Raw genomic sequence first — 17,166 nt, forward strand, 5'->3', positions numbered from 1 at the left:
CGTGCGTAGCGGCAATAAGCCGCTTGTGCTACTGTAACCACATCAAAAGAACGAAACCATTCGCCCACAAGGCGGACGAGTTTTAAGCAGGATCTCGAACAGATCCATGTGCAAACAAAGACACGATTTTTGGCACGGAGACAAGCGCATGAACGCACCCCTACCTTCCAGTCAACGCCTGTTGCTGGACGACATTTCCCTCGACGACAAATACGCGCTGGAGCGCGGCCGGGTTTTCATGACCGGGATACAGGCATTGATACGGCTGCCGATGCTGCAGCGGCAATGCGACGTCCAGGCAGGATTGAACACCGCCGGTTACGTCACCGGCTATCGCGGCTCGCCGCTAGGTACGGTCGATCAGACCGCCGCCAAGGCAAAGAAATACCTCGACGCCGCCCACGTCAAATTCCATCCCGGCATGAACGAAGACCTGGCCGCCACCGCCGTGTGGGGCACGCAGCAGGTCAACCTGTTTCCGGGCGCGCAATATGACGGCGTGTTCTCGCTGTGGTACGGCAAAGGCCCCGGCGTGGATCGCTGCGGCGATGTCTTCAAGCATGCAAACATGGCCGGCACCTCGCAGCACGGCGGCGTGCTGGTGATCGCCGGCGACGACCATGCCGCCAAATCTTCCACCACCGCGCATCAGAGCGAACACATTCTGAAAGCCTGCGGCATCCCGGTGCTGTATCCGTCGTCGGTGCAGGAGTATCTCGACTACGGACTGCACGGCTGGGCGATGAGCCGTTACACCGGATTGTGGGTATCGATGAAATGCGTGACTGATATTGTTGAATCCGGCATGTCGGTGATGATCGATCCGCAACGCGTGCAGCCGATCATTCCGACCGATTTCGAATTACCGCCGGGCGGCGTCAACATCCGCCAGCCCGATACCGTGCTCGAGCAAGAGACGCGGATGAACGTCTACAAGTGGTACGCCGCGCTGGCCTACGCCCGCGTCAACAAACTCAACCAGATAATCTGGGACAGCCCGCAGGCGCGCATCGGCATCGTCACCGCCGGCAAGTCTTACCTCGACACGCGCCAGGCGCTCTACGATCTCGGTATCGATGAACAAGTTGCGCGCGACATCGGCATCCGTCTCTACAAGATCGGCATGACCTGGCCGCTGGAAGCCGAAGGCGTGCGCGAATTCGCGCAAGGCCTCGATGAAATCCTGGTGGTCGAAGAGAAACGCCAGATTCTCGAATACCAGATCAAGGAAGAACTCTACAACTGGCGCGACGATGTGCGTCCGCGCGTGGTCGGCAAGTTCGATGACACCGGTGAATGGAGCGGCTCGCCGCGCGAAGGCCATGGCAACTGGCTGCTGCCGGCAACCTATGAACTAAGCCCGGCGCAGATCGCACGCGCCATCGCCACGCGCATTTCCAAGTATTACGCCGGCCATCCTATCGAGCAGCGCGTCAAGGCGCGCATCGCCTTCCTCGAAGCCAAGGAAGCCACGCTCAACGTCAGCACCAAGCCCGATCCCAACAAGGACCGCATTCCGCATTTCTGCTCGGGTTGTCCGCACAACACTTCGACCAAACTGCCCGACGGCAGCCGTGCGCTGGCCGGTATCGGTTGCCATTACATGGTGACCTGGATGGACCGCGAGTCGTCGATCTTTTCGCATATGGGCGGCGAGGGCGTGACCTGGGTCGGGCAGGCGCCGTTCACCAGCGAGAAGCACGTGTTCTCCAATCTCGGCGACGGCACCTATTTCCATTCGGGTTTGCTGGCGGTGCGTGCAGCGGTTGCGGGCAAGGTCAACATGACCTACAAGATTTTGTACAACGATGCGGTCGCGATGACCGGCGGCCAGGAGTTTGACGGTCCGCTCGATCCGGCCATGATCTCGCGCCAGCTGGCAGCGGAAAACGTGCGCCCCATCATCGTCGTCACCGACGAGCCGGACAAATATCCTGCCGGCACGCCATGGGCCGACGGTGTGACGATCCGCCATCGCAGCGAACTCGACGCCGTGCAACGAGAGCTGCGCGAAGTGCCGGGCGTGTCCGCCATGATTTACGACCAGACCTGCGCTTCGGAAAAACGCCGCCGCCGCAAACGCGACGCCTATCCCGATCCGGCCAAGCGTGCCGTCATCAATGAAGCGGTGTGCGAAGGCTGCGGCGATTGCAGCGTGCAATCCAACTGCCTGTCGGTGGAGCCGCTGGAGACCGAATTTGGCCGCAAGCGCCAGATCAATCAATCGTCGTGCAACAAGGACTATTCCTGCGTGAACGGCTTCTGCCCAAGCTTCGTTACGGTGGAAGGCGGCAAGCTGAAAAAAGCCAAACGCGTGGCCGTGGAAAAGACCGAAGCAACCGCGCAAGGCCCCGTGCTTCCCGAACCGCAATTGCCGGCCATGGGCGACAGCTACGGCATCGTCGTCACCGGCATCGGCGGCACCGGCGTGATCACCATCGGCCAGATTCTGGCGATGGCGGCGCACGTCGAAGGCAAGGCCTGCTCGGTGCTTGACATGAGCGGTCTCGCGCAAAAAGGCGGACCGGTGATGTCGCACGTGCGTTTGTCCGATCATGCCGATGATTTGTATTCCACCCGCGTCGGTACGGGCGCGGCGGATCTGGTGATCGGTTGCGACGTGATCGTCACCGCCAGCCGCGACGCCTTGTCGCGCATGGGTGAAGGACGCACGCACGCGGCGGTCAATTCGACGCAGATGCCGACGGCGGCCTTCGTCCGTAATCCTGACTGGCAGTTCCCGGCGGTGTCTGCTGAAGGCAGCATACAAAGCGCCTGCGGCAAGGATCGCGTGGCGCTGATCGATGCCGGCAACATCGCTACCGCGCTGATGGGCGACGCCATCGCGACCAACATGTTCATGCTCGGCTATGCGTGGCAACGCGGCTGGGTGCCGTTGTCGGAAGGCGCAATTCTCAAGGCCATCGAACTCAATGCCTTGTCGGTCGACTTCAACAAGCAAGCCTTCGGTTGGGGCCGTGCCGCGGCACATGACGCAGATGCCGTGGCGCTGGCTGCGCGCCGTAACGGCATGACTGCACAAGTGATCGACTTCAAGCGTCCGCCGTCGCTGGAAGAAGTGCTGGCTAAGCGCGTCGATTTCCTGACGCAATATCAGAACGCCGCGTACGCGCGCCAGTACAGCGATTTCGTCGAACAAGTGCGCCGTGCGGAAGCTGCCCTGGGCGAGCCGGCAAAGGCGATGAAATTGAGCACGGCGGTCGCGACTTACCTGTTCAAGCTGATGGCCTACAAGGATGAGTATGAAGTGGCGCGTCTTTACACCGCGCCAGCTTTCCGCGAAAAAATCGCCGGCATGTTCGAAGGCGGCTACCAGCTGAAATTTCATCTGGCGCCGCCGCTGCTGGCCAAGCATGACGCCAACGGTCATCTGATCAAGAAACAATATGGCCCGTGGATGATGCGTGCTTTCGGCGTGCTGGCGAAACTACGCTTCTTGCGCAGCACGCCGCTGGACGTATTCGGCTACACGGACGAGCGCAAGCAGGAGCGCGCGCTGATCGGCGAATACTGCAAGACGGTCAGCGGATTGTTAAGCAAACTCAACGCCGACAATCTTGCGCAGGCAACGGCGATTGCGCGTATCCCGGAAGAAATTCGCGGTTACGGCCATGTCAAGGAACGGCATCTGAAGGCGGCCAGGCAGAAGGAAGCAGATTTGCTGCGGATGTTTGACGCAGGTCAGAAGCCGCATGTGCCGGAAGGTGGCAAGCAGGCGGCCTGATCGGTTCTGCAAACAGCGTCAATACTCACCGTCGTCCCGGCATTCGCCGGAACGACGGTGTTTTTATTTTCAGAAGATGGAATTGTTACGAAGAGGCTGTGAGTTTGCCGCCGCTGACGCGTTCAATTCCCGCCAGATCGCACCAGCTTTGCACCTCGGCGAAACCGCGTTGCGTCAGCAGCTTGCGCACGGCTTCTGACTGATCGTAGCCGTGCTCCATCAACAGCCAGCCATCCGGTTTCAGATAAGCCGCTGCGCCGTCGATGATGATGCGCAAGGCCGACAAGCCGTCGGCATGATCGGTCAACGCGCCGATTGGTTCGAAGCGCAAATCTCCTTGCGACAAATGCGCATCGCCGGCGACGATATAAGGCGGATTGGAAACGATCAGATCGAGCCGGGGCTGAGACGTCTCGCCGAGCGCGGCGTACCAGTCGCTGCGCAGGAAATTCACTTTTGCGCCATGCCGCCGCGCATTGCTGGCGGCGACTTTCAAAGCACCTTCACTGACATCGAGCGCCGTCATATCGACGTCTGGCCGCGTGTGTGCAATGGCGACTGCAATGGCGCCGGAGCCGGTGCCCATGTCAAGCGCCTTGCCCTGTTGCGGCAAACGATCCAGCGCCAGTTCCACCAGCAATTCGGTATCGGGACGGGGGATTAATACCTCCGGCGTGACGGTCATTGCGAGGCCAAAGAATTCGCGCTCGCCAACGATGTAGGCAATCGGTTCGCCTTGCAGGCGGCGGCGAAACAGCGCGCTTAGTTGCGCCGCTTCTGCAGCCGTAAGCAGGCGGTCGGACTGCGTGATCAGCTGGATGCGCGTCAGCTGCAGCGCATGGCCGATCAGGATGCGATTTTCCAGCGCATCGAGCGGCGCGCTACGGAGCGCCGCTGCCAGGCTGATGCCTGACAGGATGTCAGGGAAATCGTCCGCCACGATACGCTTAACCGCGCTTGAAGACGCGGCGCGCCAGCAGGATGGCGATGATGGCAAACCAGATCAGCGACCACTGCGGAATTGACAGGCCAAGGAACGGGTAGGGATTCGCGCACAGGCCGTCAGCCTTGAACAGCGTAGGGAACAGGTTGGCGGTCGGGATCGTGTTCAGCGAGGTTTCCAGTGGATCGATGCCGCAGGAAGTACCCGGATGCGCCTGCACCCACAGATGCCAGCCGGCGGTGGCGATGCCGCCCAGCGCAGCCAGGACGCCGAGGCCGGCGCCAAGTTTGGCGGAACCCGGCGGCAGGAAGGCGAAGATGATGCAGATGAGGGCGATGGCGACGAAGATGTAGCGCTGGATGATGCACAGCGGACACGGCATCATTTCTTCGACGATCTGGAGATAAAGGGCGGCGCCGAGCAAGGCGATGCAGAGAAGGGCGACTGACAGAAACAGAGATTTGGACGATTTCATGAGCGTTTGATTTTGATGTTGTTCGTAGATGGCTGCACTTGAAGCAGTACCTCAGAGAGGTCTCCGTGCAATTGGTTCCGGCGCTGCTGCATTGTGCCACAGGCCGCGACAATGCTGAGTTACTGGTCGTTTGTGCGGAACAATTGCACGCTCAGTCGGGGTGTCGCAATCGCTTACTCGTCGTCGCCAAGTTGCGCTAACAACTCCGCCTGGTGTTCCGTAATCAGCGCATTGGTCAACTCTTCCAGATCGCCATCCATGATGAAGTCCAGCTTGTACAGCGTCAGGTTGATACGGTGATCCGTCATGCGTCCCTGCGGGAAATTGTAGGTGCGGATGCGTTCGCTGCGGTCGCCCGAACCGATCAGTGATTTACGCGTGGCGGCTTCCCTGGATTGCTGCTCGCGCAGTTGCACGTCCTTGATGCGCGCCGCCAGCACCTTCAATGCCGAGGCCTTGTTCTTGTGCTGGCTGCGGTCGTCCTGGCACTCCACCACGATGCCGGTCGGCATGTGGGTGATGCGCACCGCGGAGTCGGTCTTGTTGATGTGCTGGCCGCCCGCGCCCGAGGCACGGTAAGTGTCGATGCGGATGTCGGCCGGGTTGATGTCGACGTCTTCGACTTCATCGGCTTCCGGCATCACCGCGACGGTGCAGGCTGATGTATGAATGCGGCCCTGGGTTTCGGTGGCGGGAACGCGTTGCACACGGTGGCCGCCGGATTCGAACTTCAGGCGCGAGTAGGCGCCGAACCCGGCGATACGCACGATGACTTCCTTGTATCCGCCGACTTCCGAATCGGATGCGGACATCATCTCTACCTGCCAGCGATTGCGTTCGGCAAAGCGCGTGTACATGCGCAGCAGGTCGCCGGCGAACAGTGCCGACTCATCGCCGCCGGTGCCGGCGCGGATTTCGAGGAAGATGTTGCGCTCGTCGTTGGGATCTTTCGGCAGCAGCATCTTTTGCAGGTCGCCTTCGAGCGCTTCCATGCGCGCCTTGGCGCCGTTGATTTCTTCCTGCGCGAACTCCTTCATGTCGGGATCCGACAGCAGCTCCTGCGCGGTCGTGATGTCGTTCGCCGCCTGAGAGTAGGTGTGATACAGCGCCACCAGCGGGCCGAGTTCCGCGTGCTCGCGCGTCATCTTGCGATAGCTGTCCATGTCGGACGTCGCATCTTCCTGCATCAGCAGATTGTTGAGTTCTTCCAGCCGTTCGGCGAGCTGGTCGAGTTTGGCGAGCATGGATGGTTTCATGGGCTTACTTTACATTGAAGAGGGGGTGATGCGATGCCCGCTGAAAACATGGGCAGAAGAGAGCCGGTGATCGCCACGATCACGGCGTACGAATGGAGTCGCTAACGCTTGGTGCGGAACAGTTGCGGCAGCAGCTGGACCAGTTGGGTGCGCTCGTCGCCTTGCGCGTGATGCAAGGCCTGTTGCGGGCCGTGCAGGAATTTGGCGGTGAGGCCTTTGGACAAGGCGTCGAGTACGGCGTCGATGTCTTCGCCCTTGGCCAGCAGCTTGCGTGCGCGTTCCAGTTCGGCCATGCGCAGCGATTCGCCGGCATCGTGCAGGTCCTGGATCACCGGCACCACGGCGCGGCTGTCGATCCAGTGCATGAAGGACTGCACGCGGGTTTCGATGATGGCTTCGGCTTGCGCGACGGCAGCCTGGCGGTTTTCAACGCCGCTTTGCACGACCGACGCCAGATCGTCGACGGTGTACAGGAACACGTCATCCAGACGGCCGACTTCGGATTCGATATCGCGCGGCACGGCCAGGTCGACCATGAAGATCGGTTTGTGGCGGCGAGCCTTGACGGCGCGTTCCACCAGGCCGAGGCCGATGATCGGCAGCGACGAGGCGGTACAGGACACCACGATGTCGAACTTCGACAACTGCGTCGGCAGATCGGCCAGACGCAGCGCCGAGCCGTTGAAGCGGTGCGCCAGGGTTTCGCCGCGTTCCAGTGTGCGGTTGGCGACGGTCAGCGATTTCGGATTTTGCGCGGCGAAGTGAGTGGCGCACAGTTCGATCATTTCACCGGCGCCGATGAACAACACGTTCTGGCCCGAGATGGAATCGAAAATCCGTTGGGACAAGCGCACGGCGGCAGCGGCCATCGACACGCTGTGCGCGCCGATTTCGGTATTGCTGCGTACTTCCTTGGCGACTGCGAAAGTGCGCTGGAACAGCTGGTGCAGATAGGTGCCGAGTCCGCCGGCGGCCTCGGCCTGGCGCACGGCATCCTTCATCTGGCCGAGAATCTGCGGTTCGCCCAGCACCATCGAGTCCAGCCCGGAGGCGACGCGGAAGGCATGACGAACGGCGTTATCCTGCGGCAAGGCATACAGGAAAGGACGCAGGTCGGCGTAAGAAAGCTTGTGATAGTCGGCCAGGAAATGCGCCGTGCTGTCGATGGCGGCGTCGACACCACCGTGCGCGGCGGTGCTGGCAGCGTACAGTTCCGTGCGGTTGCAGGTCGACAGGATCGCGGCTTCGCCAGTCTGCGCGAGAGTCGAGCTCAGATCGGCACGACCGAACCACGCACGCGCCGAAGCTACCGCCTGACCGATCTGGTCAGCCGGGAACGCAACCTTTTCGCGCAGGGAAACCGGCGCGGTGGTGTGGTTCAGTCCGACGGCAAGCAGGTGCATAGCGTGTTTACGGGGCTCGACAGCGTAAAAAATGGAGAAATATCAACTCCGTATTATACCCGCTGCACGTAAAGGGGTTTTGAACTGTATCAATAATGACTATATGCGCAGACTATCGGCCGATGTCAGCAGGAGACAGGGTCTGCAGCAATTTTTGCCATATGAGCAACTATTTCCTGAACGTATCGCTCCGGCTGCTCCAGATCGGGAAAATGCCCGCAGTCGGCGAAGCGGTGGATGTCCAGTTGCGGCAGATGTTCTCGCAGCGACTCAGGCTGCGTCACCCGATGCGAACGGTCTTGCTCTCCCCAGATCAGCGTGCAGGGGATGGCGAGCGGGGTCGTGATGTCTGTGAGCGCGGTTTCGCGCAGCAGACCTTGCACTACTCCCGCCAGACAAAAACAGCCGCCGGTATCGAAGGACTCCTGCGCCAGTTGCTGGAACGGTTTTGCATTCGTTTGTGCGGGCAGAGCGCTGCGGTGCCAAAGCTGCGCCAGCTTGCGGCGCGCCAGCCAGGTAATCAGCTGGCCCGCAATCGGCACGCGCAGCGGCCGCGGAATCATACGGTAAGCCCAGGCCTGCATGGCCGGCAGCGATGGTGTTTGCGACAGCATCAGGCTGGCAATACGGGTTGGCGCCAGTTGCGCGGGCCGGATGGCGTACAAGCCGTTGGCGCAACTGAAGGCCAGCGTCGCCTGCGCAATGCCGAGCCGGTCGAGAACGGCGAGCACGGCACGCGCCCCCTGTTCCAGGCTGTGTCCATAATTTGCCGCCGGCAGTGAGAAACCGAAACCGGGCATGTCAAAGCACACCACCCGGAACCGCGGCGCCAGCAGAGCAATGAGACGTCGGTAATGCGCCACCACGTTGGGGCCGTCGGGAGTGAAGACGATGCAGGGACGATAGTCGGGACTGTTTTCATTGCCCGGCTTGCTTGCCGAATCGAAGACGTGTACGCGTCCCGCAGCGGTGTCGATGTACCTGAGGTCAGTGGGCGTACCGGACAGCGACGCCGACAGGTGCGTCAGGAAGTAATCGGTACGGGATGCCGGCATGGGCGCTATTTCTTGACGACTGGCGCCGCCAGCCGCTCCAGCTGGTAGCCGTAGCCGTACACCGTCGTCAGCCGGAAACCCTTCTCCGGTTTTAATTCCAGCTTGTTGCGTACGCGCGAGATATGGGTGTCGATGGTGCGGGTCGGCAGCTCGTTTTCGTCTTCCTGACCCCAGACGCTTTCCTGCAGATAGGCGCGCGACAGCGGTCGGCCCAGGTTGCTGAAGAGCAAAACGGCGAGCGCAAATTCTTTTTGGGTCAGCGTGATCGTGATACCGCCATGGATGACGATGTGCGCGGGCGACTCGAAGACGTAGTCGCCGAATTGCTGGATCTGTTTTTCGTCATGATCCGGATAGGCGCGCTGCAGCAGCAGCTTGACGCGCGCGGCGACTGCGTTGCGCCGTAGCGGTTTGAATTCGCTGTCAAGCAGCCCCTCTCCGGCAAGTTCAGCTTGTAATGCCGCCAGGTCGGATGGCGTATCCGCCGCCAGCAGCAGCACCGGAATGGCCGGCATCCTCGCCATCTGCAATATGTCCGCCAGATGCGCTCCGGCACTGGCGATATCCACGATCAGCAATTGCGGATGCGCGCGGCGCAGATCGGCGCGCTGCTGCACGCCCTGGCAATCGTGCGCAGGCAGGCTGCGTGCGATCAGGGCGATGTCGGCGGCGGAATTGCTGAAGATGGAGATGTGCATGGCGCGCGGAAGAAAGAAGAGAGCCATTTCCGAATGAGCAAAGTGCAGGCCCGGAAAGCATTGCGCCGGATCGAGTCCGGCGCAATGGCTACGAGCAGAGTACTTAAGGCGCGTCGGCGTCCGGCAGCACCACGTTCACGTCGAGCACTTCCAGGTTGCCCTGGCGATCCAGCGAGATCTTGATGTCGTCGGCGTTGACCTTGGTGTACTTGGAGATGACCTCGATCAGTTCCTTGTGCAAGGCCGGCAGGAAGTCATATCCCTGGCCCTGGCGGCCGCCGCGTTCGCGCGCGATGATGATCTGCAGGCGTTCCTTGGCAGCCGTGGCGCTCTTCGCCTTGGGCGGAAACAGGAAGGAAAGCAAAGCCATGTCATTTACCTCCGAAAATACGCTGGAGCAGGCCCGGCTTTTCATAGCTGGTAAAGCGCAGCGGCAGGTCTTCGCCGAGGAAGCGGCTGACCAGATCCTGGTACGCCTCGGAAACGTCGGTCTCTTTCAGGTGAATCGCAGGATTGCCCTGGTTGGACGCGTGCAGCACCGACTCCGATTCAGGGATGATGCCGATCAGCGGGATGCGCAGGATTTCCTGCACATCGGTGTAGGACAGCATTTCGCCGGCTTCGACGCGTTTTGGCGAATAGCGGGTGATCAGCAGATGTTCCTTGACCGGCTCGCCGCCGCTCAGGGCGCGGCGCGACTTGGCCTGGATGATGCCGAGGATGCGGTCCGAGTCACGCACCGAGGACACTTCCGGATTGGTCACGATGATCGCTTCGTCGGCGAAGGTCAGCGCCATCACGGCGCCATGTTCGATACCGGCCGGCGAATCGCAGATGATGTACTCGAAGTCCATCTTTTGCAGGTCGCCCAGCACGCGTTCCACGCCTTCTTCCGACAGCGCGTCCTTGTCGCGGGTTTGCGAGGCCGGCAGGATGAACAGGTTGTCGCAGTGTTTGTCCTTGATCAGGGCCTGATTCAGGGTTGCTTCCTGATTGACGACATTGATCAGGTCGTACACCACGCGGCGTTCGCAGCCCATGATCAGGTCGAGGTTACGCAGGCCGACGTCGAAGTCGATAACGACGGTCTTGTGTCCGCGCAGAGCCAGACCCGATGCGAAACTGGCGCTCGACGTCGTTTTGCCGACGCCGCCTTTACCGGATGTCACAACGATGATTTTTGCCACAAAAGACTCCTTAGAAGATCAGATTTGATTGTTCGAATTAACGATGTGTTTTTTCGATTGTTCGATTGTTCGGATATTAAATTATTTACTGGTATTGATCGGCAACACATCAATGCGGTCGCCGGTCAGGCGCACCTGCACCTGTTTTTGCGCCAGTTCGGGCGGATGGCCGTTCTCAAAGGTACGGTAGACGCCGGCAATCGACACCAGTTCCGCTTCCAGGCTCGCCGCGAAGATACGGGCGCCGGTATTGCCGCTGGCGCCGGCCAGCGCGCGGCCGCGCAAAGGGGCGTAGACGTGGATGCTGCCGTCGGCAATGATCTCTGCGCCGTTGTTGACCGCCGCCATGATCACCAGATCGGCGCCGCGCGCATAAATGCGCTGGCCGGCGCGCACCGGCGTGTCGATGATCATTGTGGCTGCGGCTGGTGTTGCCGGCGCTGCTTGTACCGCCTGTGCGGGTGGAGCGGGCGCTGCAACCGGAGCTGGGGCAGGTGCAGGCTGCGGCGCTTCTTCTTCCGCAGCCGCGGCGGCTTCCTGCTGCTGCGGACGCGGCGCACCGCCGTCGATGGAAAGTCCCTGTGCGGCGATTTCGGCGTGCAGTTCTTCCGGCGCGTTGCGCACGGCCACCGCATTGAGGCGATAGCGTTTGAACAAGGCCACCAGCGCAGTCCAGTCGATGCCGGCGGCAGCGGTGTCCAGTGCGCCGATGTCGAGTACGGCGAATTCGTCTTCAAAGAAGTCGGACACACCGCCGGTCATGTCTTTCAAGGCCTTGTCCAGCGCTGCCGGATCAGTTTCATGCAGGATCGCGGAAATGGCGACCACTGTGGATATCTTGATTTCGATCGGTTTACGAGCTTTTTGCATAAATTGTTCAGTGCCTGCGTTTTCCAGCAGGAAAACGGCCAGGATCGTTGCGTTCGGGGATTGTTCTCAAACCGTCTTGCGTCGGCAAATGAGCTGCCAGCCTGCGTTGGTTTGGCATTATACAGTCAGCCGGGCGGCATTTTAGGCTTCCAGCAAGGTTTTGAGCGCTTCCAGGTCGCGCGTCACCCAGGCGGTATCCTCGTTGAATTTCTCATCGCTCATCTCGGGCTGGCGGAAGAGGGTGAAGGTCAGCTCGCAGCCGTCGCCGTTGGCGACCGCGCGCATGGGGATGAACACGCTTGCTCCTGACGCCAGCACCACTTCATGATCGAGCACGCCCAGCTCGTTGTCCGGCGCAAAGCGAACTTCCAGCCGGCCTTCCGGCGTGTCGGCAAACCATGCGCCATCGATCTGCCGGATGCCTTTGCCGAGACCCGACGCCCATTTCGGCATGTTTTCCGGATTGGCGACGAAGCGGTAAACATCTTCCGCGCTGCGTTCGATGGTGACGTGGAGGAGGCGGGTAGGAAGAGACTTGGGCATCGCGGGTTCTCCGTAGGCAAGGAGCCCATTATGCAGCCAGCGGAGACAAAGCGAGCGGACAAAAAAATGCCGGAGACGATGAAGTCTCCGGCAGCTTGCTATATTGGCAAGTCCGGCGGATTGCGCCGGACCCGAGGGCGGACAAATCAGCCCGGTACCTTGCCTTCCACGCCTTCGACGTAGAACTTCACGCCGTGCAGGAAGCCGTCGTCAGCCACTGCATCCTTGGCGACCTGTTCCTTGCCGGTGTTGTCCTTGATCGGACCCTTCCAGATCGGCGCCGATCCGTCGGCGATGCCCTTCTTGCGTTCTTCGACCAGCGTCTTCACGTCAGCCGGCAGTTCAGGATTGAAGCCGCCCAGATCGATGCCGCCTTCTTTCAGGCCGATCCAGGTTGTGCTGCTCTTCCACGAACCATCCAGTACGGCTTGCACGCGTGCGGTGTAGTACACGCCCCAGTTGATCATCGATGCAGCCAGGTGAGCCTTCGGACCGAAGCTGGTCATGTCGCTGTCCCAGCCGAATGCGTAGACGCCTTTTTCCTGTGCAGTCTGGACCACGGCGGCGGAATCGGTGTTTTGCATCAGCACGTCGACGCCCTGGCCGATCAGTGTCGTTGCGGCTTCACGTTCCTTGCCCGGATCGAACCACTTGTTGACCCAGACCACGCGTGTGGTTGCCTTCGGGTTGATCGAACGCGCGCCCATGGTGAAGGCGTCGATGTTGCGGATCACTTCAGGAATCGGCACCGAGGCGACCACGCCCAGTTTGCCGGACTTGCTCATCTTGCCGGCGACCACGCCTGCCAGGTAAGCGCCTTCATAAGTGCGCACGTCGTACTGCGCCAGGTTGTCGGCAGTCTTGAAACCGGTGGCGTGTTCGAATTTGACGTCCGGGAATTCCTTGGCGACCTTCAGCATCGCTTCCATGTAGCCGAAGGTGGTGCCGAAGATCAGCTTGTTGCCGTCGGTCGCCAGCTGGCGCATCACACGCTCGGCGTCGGCGGCCGATTCAGGCACGTTTTCGACGAAGGTGGTTTTGACCTTATCGCCGAATTTGGCTTCGACTGCCTTGCGGCCGTTGTCATGCGCGAAAGTCCAGCCGGCGTCGCCCACCGGTCCGATGTAGACGAAGGCGACCTTCAGCGGGTCTGCCTTGGGAGCAGGAGCGGCCGCAGCAGCAGGCGCAGCGGCCGGTGCCGGTTCTTCTTTCTTGCCACAGCCGATCAACGAGGCTGCGGCGATGGTGGCGAGCATCGCAATCGAGGCTCTGCGCGAAATTTTCATTAGTTTCTCCCTGGACTTAAGCGTTGTTGGTAAAAAAAGCAAAACAGCAAAATCGACTACATCAATCGAACTACAAAAATCAGGATGCTCCCGGGCGGAACGGCTTGCCCAGCGAAGCCGGCATGTTCAGGCGAATCCAGTCCGGATTGCGCGAGATCAGCGCCAGCACCACGATGGTGGCGACATACGGCAGCATCGACAAAATCTGCGACGGGATCGTGACGCCGATGCCTTGCAGATAAAACTGCAGAATCGTCACGCCGCCGAACAGCAGCGAACCCAGCAAGACGCGTGCCGGACGCCATGTGGCAAACGCCGTCAGCGCTAGCGCAATCCAGCCGCGGCCGGAGACCAGGCCTTCGACCCACATCGGCGTGTACACCAGCGACAGATAAGCGCCGGCCAGACCGCAGCAGGCGCCGCCGAACAGCAGCGCGATGAAGCGGATGCCGCGCACCGAATAGCCCAGCGCATGCGCCGACTCCGGCGACTCGCCGACCGCGCGCAGGATCAGGCCGGCGCGCGTGCGGTACAGGAACCACGCAATCGCCGCGCACAGCAGCAGCGCGACATAGGCCATCCAGTGCTGATTGAAAAATGCCGGACCGATGAAGGGAATATTGTTCAGGCCGGGAATACCGGTGCTTTGCGACGGCAGGGCGAGGCCGACGAAACGCTGGCCGATGAAGGCCGACAAACCGGTGCCGAAGATCGACAGCGCCAGTCCGGTCGCCACCTGATTGGTCGCGAGGATCAGCGCCAGCCACGAGAACAGCGTCGCCATCAGCATGCCGCAAATGGCGCCGGCGAAGAAGCCCAGCAGTGGGCTCTTGGTAGTGTAGCCGACCGCGAAACCGGCAATCGCCGCGACCAGCATCATGCCTTCCGCGCCGAGGTTGAGTACGCCGGCGCGTTCATTGATGAGCAGGCCCATGGCCGCCAGCAGCAGCGGCGTGCCGGCATTGATGGAGGCTGCGATGAGAGGAGCGAGTTGGTCCATTGTGCTTATCCTTTTTGTTTCCAGCGCAGGCGGTAGTCAATCAGCGTGTCGCAAGCCAGCAGCAGGAACAGCAGCATGCCCTGGAACACGCCCGTGATCGCCGACGGCAGGCCGAGGCGCGATTGCGCCAGCTCGCCGCCCAGATACAGCAGCGACATGATCAGTCCGCCGAACACCGCACCGACCGGATGCAGGCGGCCGATGAACGCCACGATGATCGCTGCGAAGCCGTAACCCGGCGACACCGATGGCAGCAACTGGCCGATCGGTCCGGCGATTTCAAACGCACCGGCCAGACCGGCGAAGCCGCCCGAAATCAGCAGTGACACCCACAAGGCATTACGGCTGGAGAAGCCGGCATAGCGTGCGGCATGCGGCGCCACGCCGCCCACCATCAGCGAAAAACCGCGGAAGCTGCGCATCATGAACACCGCCATCACAATCGCCGCCACGATGGTGACCGCAAAGCCGATGTGCAGACGCGTGCCGCTCATCAGCATCGGCAGCATGAACTCGCTGGAGAATACCTTCGACTGCGGGAAGTTCATGCCGTTGGGATCCTTCAACGGACCGTTGACGGCATACATCAGCAACAGCTGCGCCACATAAGTCAGCATCAGCGACACCAGGATTTCGTTGGCGTTGAACTTGTCGCGCAACAGCGCCGTGATGCTGGCCCAGAAGGCGCCGCCGACCACGCCGGCGACGATCATCAGGATCAGGCCGACGCCGCCGGAGATGGCGTGATCCGGCACGTCCAGCCACACCAGCATGGCACCGGCACACATGGCGCCGACGGTGAACTGGCCTTCGGCGCCGATGTTCCAGATGCTGGCGCGGAAGCACACCGCCAGACCGAGCGCGCACAGAATCAGCGGGACCGACTTCAACAGCAATTCACTGATGGCGCGCCTGCTGCTGAACGGATCGACCAGGAATACTTTCAGTCCCGCGATAGGATCCTTGCCCAGCGCCATGAACAGCAGTGCACCGAGGAGCAGCGTCAGGAGGATCGCGATCACCGGCGACAGATAAGTCATGCGGCGCGAGGGCGTGCCGCGCAGTTCCAGGCGGAAGGGAAGACTCTTAAACATGGGCAGCCTCCGACGCACCAGCATCCGGCGCTTCGTCATGCCACAAGCCGCTCATCCACAAACCGACCTGCTCGCGCGTGGCTTGCTCGATGGGAATGGACGGCGACAACTGCCCCTTGGCAATCACATGCAGGCGATCGCACAGGGCGAACAATTCGTCGAGTTCTTCAGAGATCACCAGCACTGCACAGCCTTCTTGTTTGAGCGCCAGAATTTCGGCATGGATTTGCGCAGCGGCGCCGACGTCGACGCCCCAGGTCGGCTGTGCGACGATGAAGACGCTGGGTTTGCGTTCCATCTCGCGGCCGACGATGAATTTTTGCAGGTTGCCGCCGGACAGGCTTTTCGCCAGCGCATCGGGACCGCTGGCCTTGACCTTGAAGCGTTCGATGATGGAGGCCGCGATCTTGCGCGTGTAGCCGAAATCGATCATGCCGTGCTTCACATACGGTACCTTCTGATGCGACAGCAGCATGTTGGCTGACAAGCTCAGCGTCGGCACGGCGCCGCGGCCGAGACGTTCTTCCGGCACCAGGCCGAGGCCTTTCGCGCGGCGCGGATTGGGCGCGAGATGGCCGACGGCGCTGCCGGTCAGCATGATCATGTTGGGCGCGGCGCGCTGGTCTTCGCCGGACAACGCCGCCAGCAATTCCTGCTGGCCGTTGCCGGACACGCCGGCGATGCCGACGATTTCACCGGCACGCACTTCGCATTCGATGTCTTTCAGTTCCGTAGCGAACAGGTGCGCCTTCGGCAGACACAGGCGGTTGATGTGCAGCTTGCGCTCGTTGCGTTGGGATTCGGGATTGCGCTCGCGGCGCAGGCGCACCAGCTCTTCGCCGATCATCATGCGCGACAGGCCGGCGCTGGTTTCATTGCGCGGATCGCAGTTGCCGGTCACGCGGCCGCCGCGCATCACGGTGGCGCTGTGGCACAGCGCGCGGATTTCGTCGAGCTTGTGGCTGATATAGAGAATGCTGCAACCTTCCTCGGCCAGCTTGCGCAGCGTGACGAAAAGTTTCTCGACCGCTTGCGGCGTCAGCACTGAGGTCGGTTCGTCGAGGATCAGCAGTTGCGGATTGGTCAGCAGCGCGCGCACGATTTCCACGCGCTGGCGTTCGCCGACCGACAACGTGTGGACGTGGCGATTCGGCTCCAGCTCCAGGCCGTATTTTTCACCGGTCTGGCGGATGCGCGCGATCAGGTCCTGCATGTCGGTATCCGAGTCCAGACCCAGCGCGATGTTTTCGGCGACGGTCAGCGTGTCGAACAGCGAGAAATGCTGGAACACCATGGCGATGCCGAGCTTGCGTGCGATTTGCGGGTTGGCGATGTGCACCAGTTCGCCGTTCCAGTAAATCTCGCCGGCGTCGGGTTTGACGGTGCCGAAGATGATCTTCATCAGCGTCGATTTGCCGGCGCCGTTTTCGCCGAGCACGGCGTGAATCTCACCGGGCGCGACGCTGAGGTTGATATCGTCGTTGGCCAGCACGCCGGGATAGGCTTTGCGGATGTGCGCGATATGCAGGCGGGAAGATGGTGCAGTCACGGATTCCCCTTCAGAGACCGGCGCGGACATGCGCGCAGGCGGTCTTTACGTTATTCAAATGA

General features: G+C 61.3%; 15 protein-coding genes. 1 reads left to right on the forward strand and 14 read right to left on the reverse strand.

Annotated features, from left to right (window positions below):
- The first annotated feature begins 148 nt into the window (after window positions 1-148).
- Window positions 149-3,745, forward strand: a complete 3,597-nt coding sequence (locus tag AC1RN6_RS07685) for an indolepyruvate ferredoxin oxidoreductase family protein (protein WP_493004318.1) — start codon at window positions 149-151, stop codon at window positions 3,743-3,745.
- Window positions 3,746-3,830: 85 nt separating this feature from the next.
- Here AC1RN6_RS07685 and prmC read toward each other — a convergent pair whose 3' ends face one another.
- From prmC to AC1RN6_RS07755, 14 genes are all read right to left on the reverse strand, one after another.
- A complete protein-coding gene (gene prmC, locus AC1RN6_RS07690) occupies window positions 3,831-4,685 on the reverse strand; it encodes a peptide chain release factor N(5)-glutamine methyltransferase (protein ID WP_493004319.1) in 855 nt (284 codons plus the stop codon).
- Between the two features lie 7 nt (window positions 4,686-4,692).
- Complete coding sequence (locus tag AC1RN6_RS07695; protein WP_493004320.1) at window positions 4,693-5,163, reverse strand: disulfide bond formation protein B; 471 nt, start codon at window positions 5,161-5,163, stop codon at window positions 4,693-4,695.
- 173 nt (window positions 5,164-5,336) lie between these two features.
- Complete coding sequence (gene prfA, locus AC1RN6_RS07700) at window positions 5,337-6,419, reverse strand: peptide chain release factor 1 (protein ID WP_493004322.1); 1,083 nt, start codon at window positions 6,417-6,419, stop codon at window positions 5,337-5,339.
- A 101-nt stretch (window positions 6,420-6,520) separates the two neighbouring features.
- Window positions 6,521-7,822, reverse strand: coding sequence for a glutamyl-tRNA reductase (gene hemA / locus AC1RN6_RS07705; protein WP_493004323.1), 1,302 nt, complete (start codon window positions 7,820-7,822; stop codon window positions 6,521-6,523).
- A 125-nt stretch (window positions 7,823-7,947) separates the two neighbouring features.
- A complete protein-coding gene (locus tag AC1RN6_RS07710; protein ID WP_493004325.1) occupies window positions 7,948-8,877 on the reverse strand; it encodes an alpha/beta fold hydrolase in 930 nt (309 codons plus the stop codon).
- A 5-nt stretch (window positions 8,878-8,882) separates the two neighbouring features.
- Window positions 8,883-9,575, reverse strand: a complete 693-nt coding sequence (locus AC1RN6_RS07715; protein ID WP_493004326.1) for a winged helix-turn-helix domain-containing protein — start codon at window positions 9,573-9,575, stop codon at window positions 8,883-8,885.
- 103 nt (window positions 9,576-9,678) lie between these two features.
- On the reverse strand, window positions 9,679-9,945 hold the full coding sequence (gene minE / locus AC1RN6_RS07720) for a cell division topological specificity factor MinE (RefSeq protein WP_050476381.1): 267 nt from the start codon (window positions 9,943-9,945) through the stop codon (window positions 9,679-9,681).
- A gap of 1 nt (window position 9,946) precedes the next feature.
- Window positions 9,947-10,762: a septum site-determining protein MinD gene (minD, locus tag AC1RN6_RS07725; protein ID WP_007879447.1), complete on the reverse strand. Its 816-nt coding sequence runs from the start codon at window positions 10,760-10,762 to the stop codon at window positions 9,947-9,949.
- Between the two features lie 81 nt (window positions 10,763-10,843).
- On the reverse strand, window positions 10,844-11,632 hold the full coding sequence (gene minC, locus AC1RN6_RS07730; protein ID WP_493004327.1) for a septum site-determining protein MinC: 789 nt from the start codon (window positions 11,630-11,632) through the stop codon (window positions 10,844-10,846).
- 141 nt (window positions 11,633-11,773) lie between these two features.
- Window positions 11,774-12,175, reverse strand: coding sequence for an SRPBCC family protein (locus AC1RN6_RS07735; RefSeq protein WP_493004328.1), 402 nt, complete (start codon window positions 12,173-12,175; stop codon window positions 11,774-11,776).
- Window positions 12,176-12,321: 146 nt separating this feature from the next.
- A complete protein-coding gene (locus AC1RN6_RS07740) occupies window positions 12,322-13,461 on the reverse strand; it encodes a BMP family ABC transporter substrate-binding protein (protein WP_493004330.1) in 1,140 nt (379 codons plus the stop codon).
- A gap of 79 nt (window positions 13,462-13,540) precedes the next feature.
- Window positions 13,541-14,461, reverse strand: a complete 921-nt coding sequence (locus tag AC1RN6_RS07745) for an ABC transporter permease (RefSeq protein WP_493004332.1) — start codon at window positions 14,459-14,461, stop codon at window positions 13,541-13,543.
- A 5-nt stretch (window positions 14,462-14,466) separates the two neighbouring features.
- The gene (locus AC1RN6_RS07750) at window positions 14,467-15,555 is read right to left on the reverse strand and encodes an ABC transporter permease (RefSeq protein ID WP_493004333.1); all 1,089 of its coding nucleotides are present in this window, start codon (window positions 15,553-15,555) and stop codon (window positions 14,467-14,469) included.
- The gene (locus AC1RN6_RS07755; protein WP_493004334.1) at window positions 15,548-17,134 is read right to left on the reverse strand and encodes an ABC transporter ATP-binding protein; all 1,587 of its coding nucleotides are present in this window, start codon (window positions 17,132-17,134) and stop codon (window positions 15,548-15,550) included. The genes AC1RN6_RS07750 and AC1RN6_RS07755 overlap by 8 nt, the downstream gene beginning before the upstream one ends.
- Window positions 17,135-17,166: the final 32 nt, after the last annotated feature.

It is taken from the genome of Herbaspirillum sp. GW822-FHT03A08, assembly GCF_058801885.1.

Excerpts from the sequence above, each read along its gene's own strand:
- AC1RN6_RS07735 (WP_493004328.1), bottom strand. The coding sequence starts at position 12,175 with ATGCCCAAGTCTCTTCCTACCCGCCTCCTCCACGTCACCATCGAACGC.
- AC1RN6_RS07745 (WP_493004332.1), bottom strand. The coding sequence starts at position 14,461 with ATGGACCAACTCGCTCCTCTCATCGCAGCCTCCATCAATGCCGGCACG.
- prfA (WP_493004322.1), bottom strand. The coding sequence starts at position 6,419 with ATGAAACCATCCATGCTCGCCAAACTCGACCAGCTCGCCGAACGGCTG.
- AC1RN6_RS07685 (WP_493004318.1), top strand. The coding sequence starts at position 149 with ATGAACGCACCCCTACCTTCCAGTCAACGCCTGTTGCTGGACGACATT.
- AC1RN6_RS07695 (WP_493004320.1), bottom strand. The coding sequence starts at position 5,163 with ATGAAATCGTCCAAATCTCTGTTTCTGTCAGTCGCCCTTCTCTGCATC.
- minC (WP_493004327.1), bottom strand. The coding sequence starts at position 11,632 with ATGCAAAAAGCTCGTAAACCGATCGAAATCAAGATATCCACAGTGGTC.
- hemA (WP_493004323.1), bottom strand. The coding sequence starts at position 7,822 with ATGCACCTGCTTGCCGTCGGACTGAACCACACCACCGCGCCGGTTTCC.
- AC1RN6_RS07715 (WP_493004326.1), bottom strand. The coding sequence starts at position 9,575 with ATGCACATCTCCATCTTCAGCAATTCCGCCGCCGACATCGCCCTGATC.
- AC1RN6_RS07710 (WP_493004325.1), bottom strand. The coding sequence starts at position 8,877 with ATGCCGGCATCCCGTACCGATTACTTCCTGACGCACCTGTCGGCGTCG.
- AC1RN6_RS07750 (WP_493004333.1), bottom strand. The coding sequence starts at position 15,555 with ATGTTTAAGAGTCTTCCCTTCCGCCTGGAACTGCGCGGCACGCCCTCG.
- AC1RN6_RS07755 (WP_493004334.1), bottom strand. The coding sequence starts at position 17,134 with ATGTCCGCGCCGGTCTCTGAAGGGGAATCCGTGACTGCACCATCTTCC.
- minE (WP_050476381.1), bottom strand. The coding sequence starts at position 9,945 with ATGGCTTTGCTTTCCTTCCTGTTTCCGCCCAAGGCGAAGAGCGCCACG.
- AC1RN6_RS07740 (WP_493004330.1), bottom strand. The coding sequence starts at position 13,461 with ATGAAAATTTCGCGCAGAGCCTCGATTGCGATGCTCGCCACCATCGCC.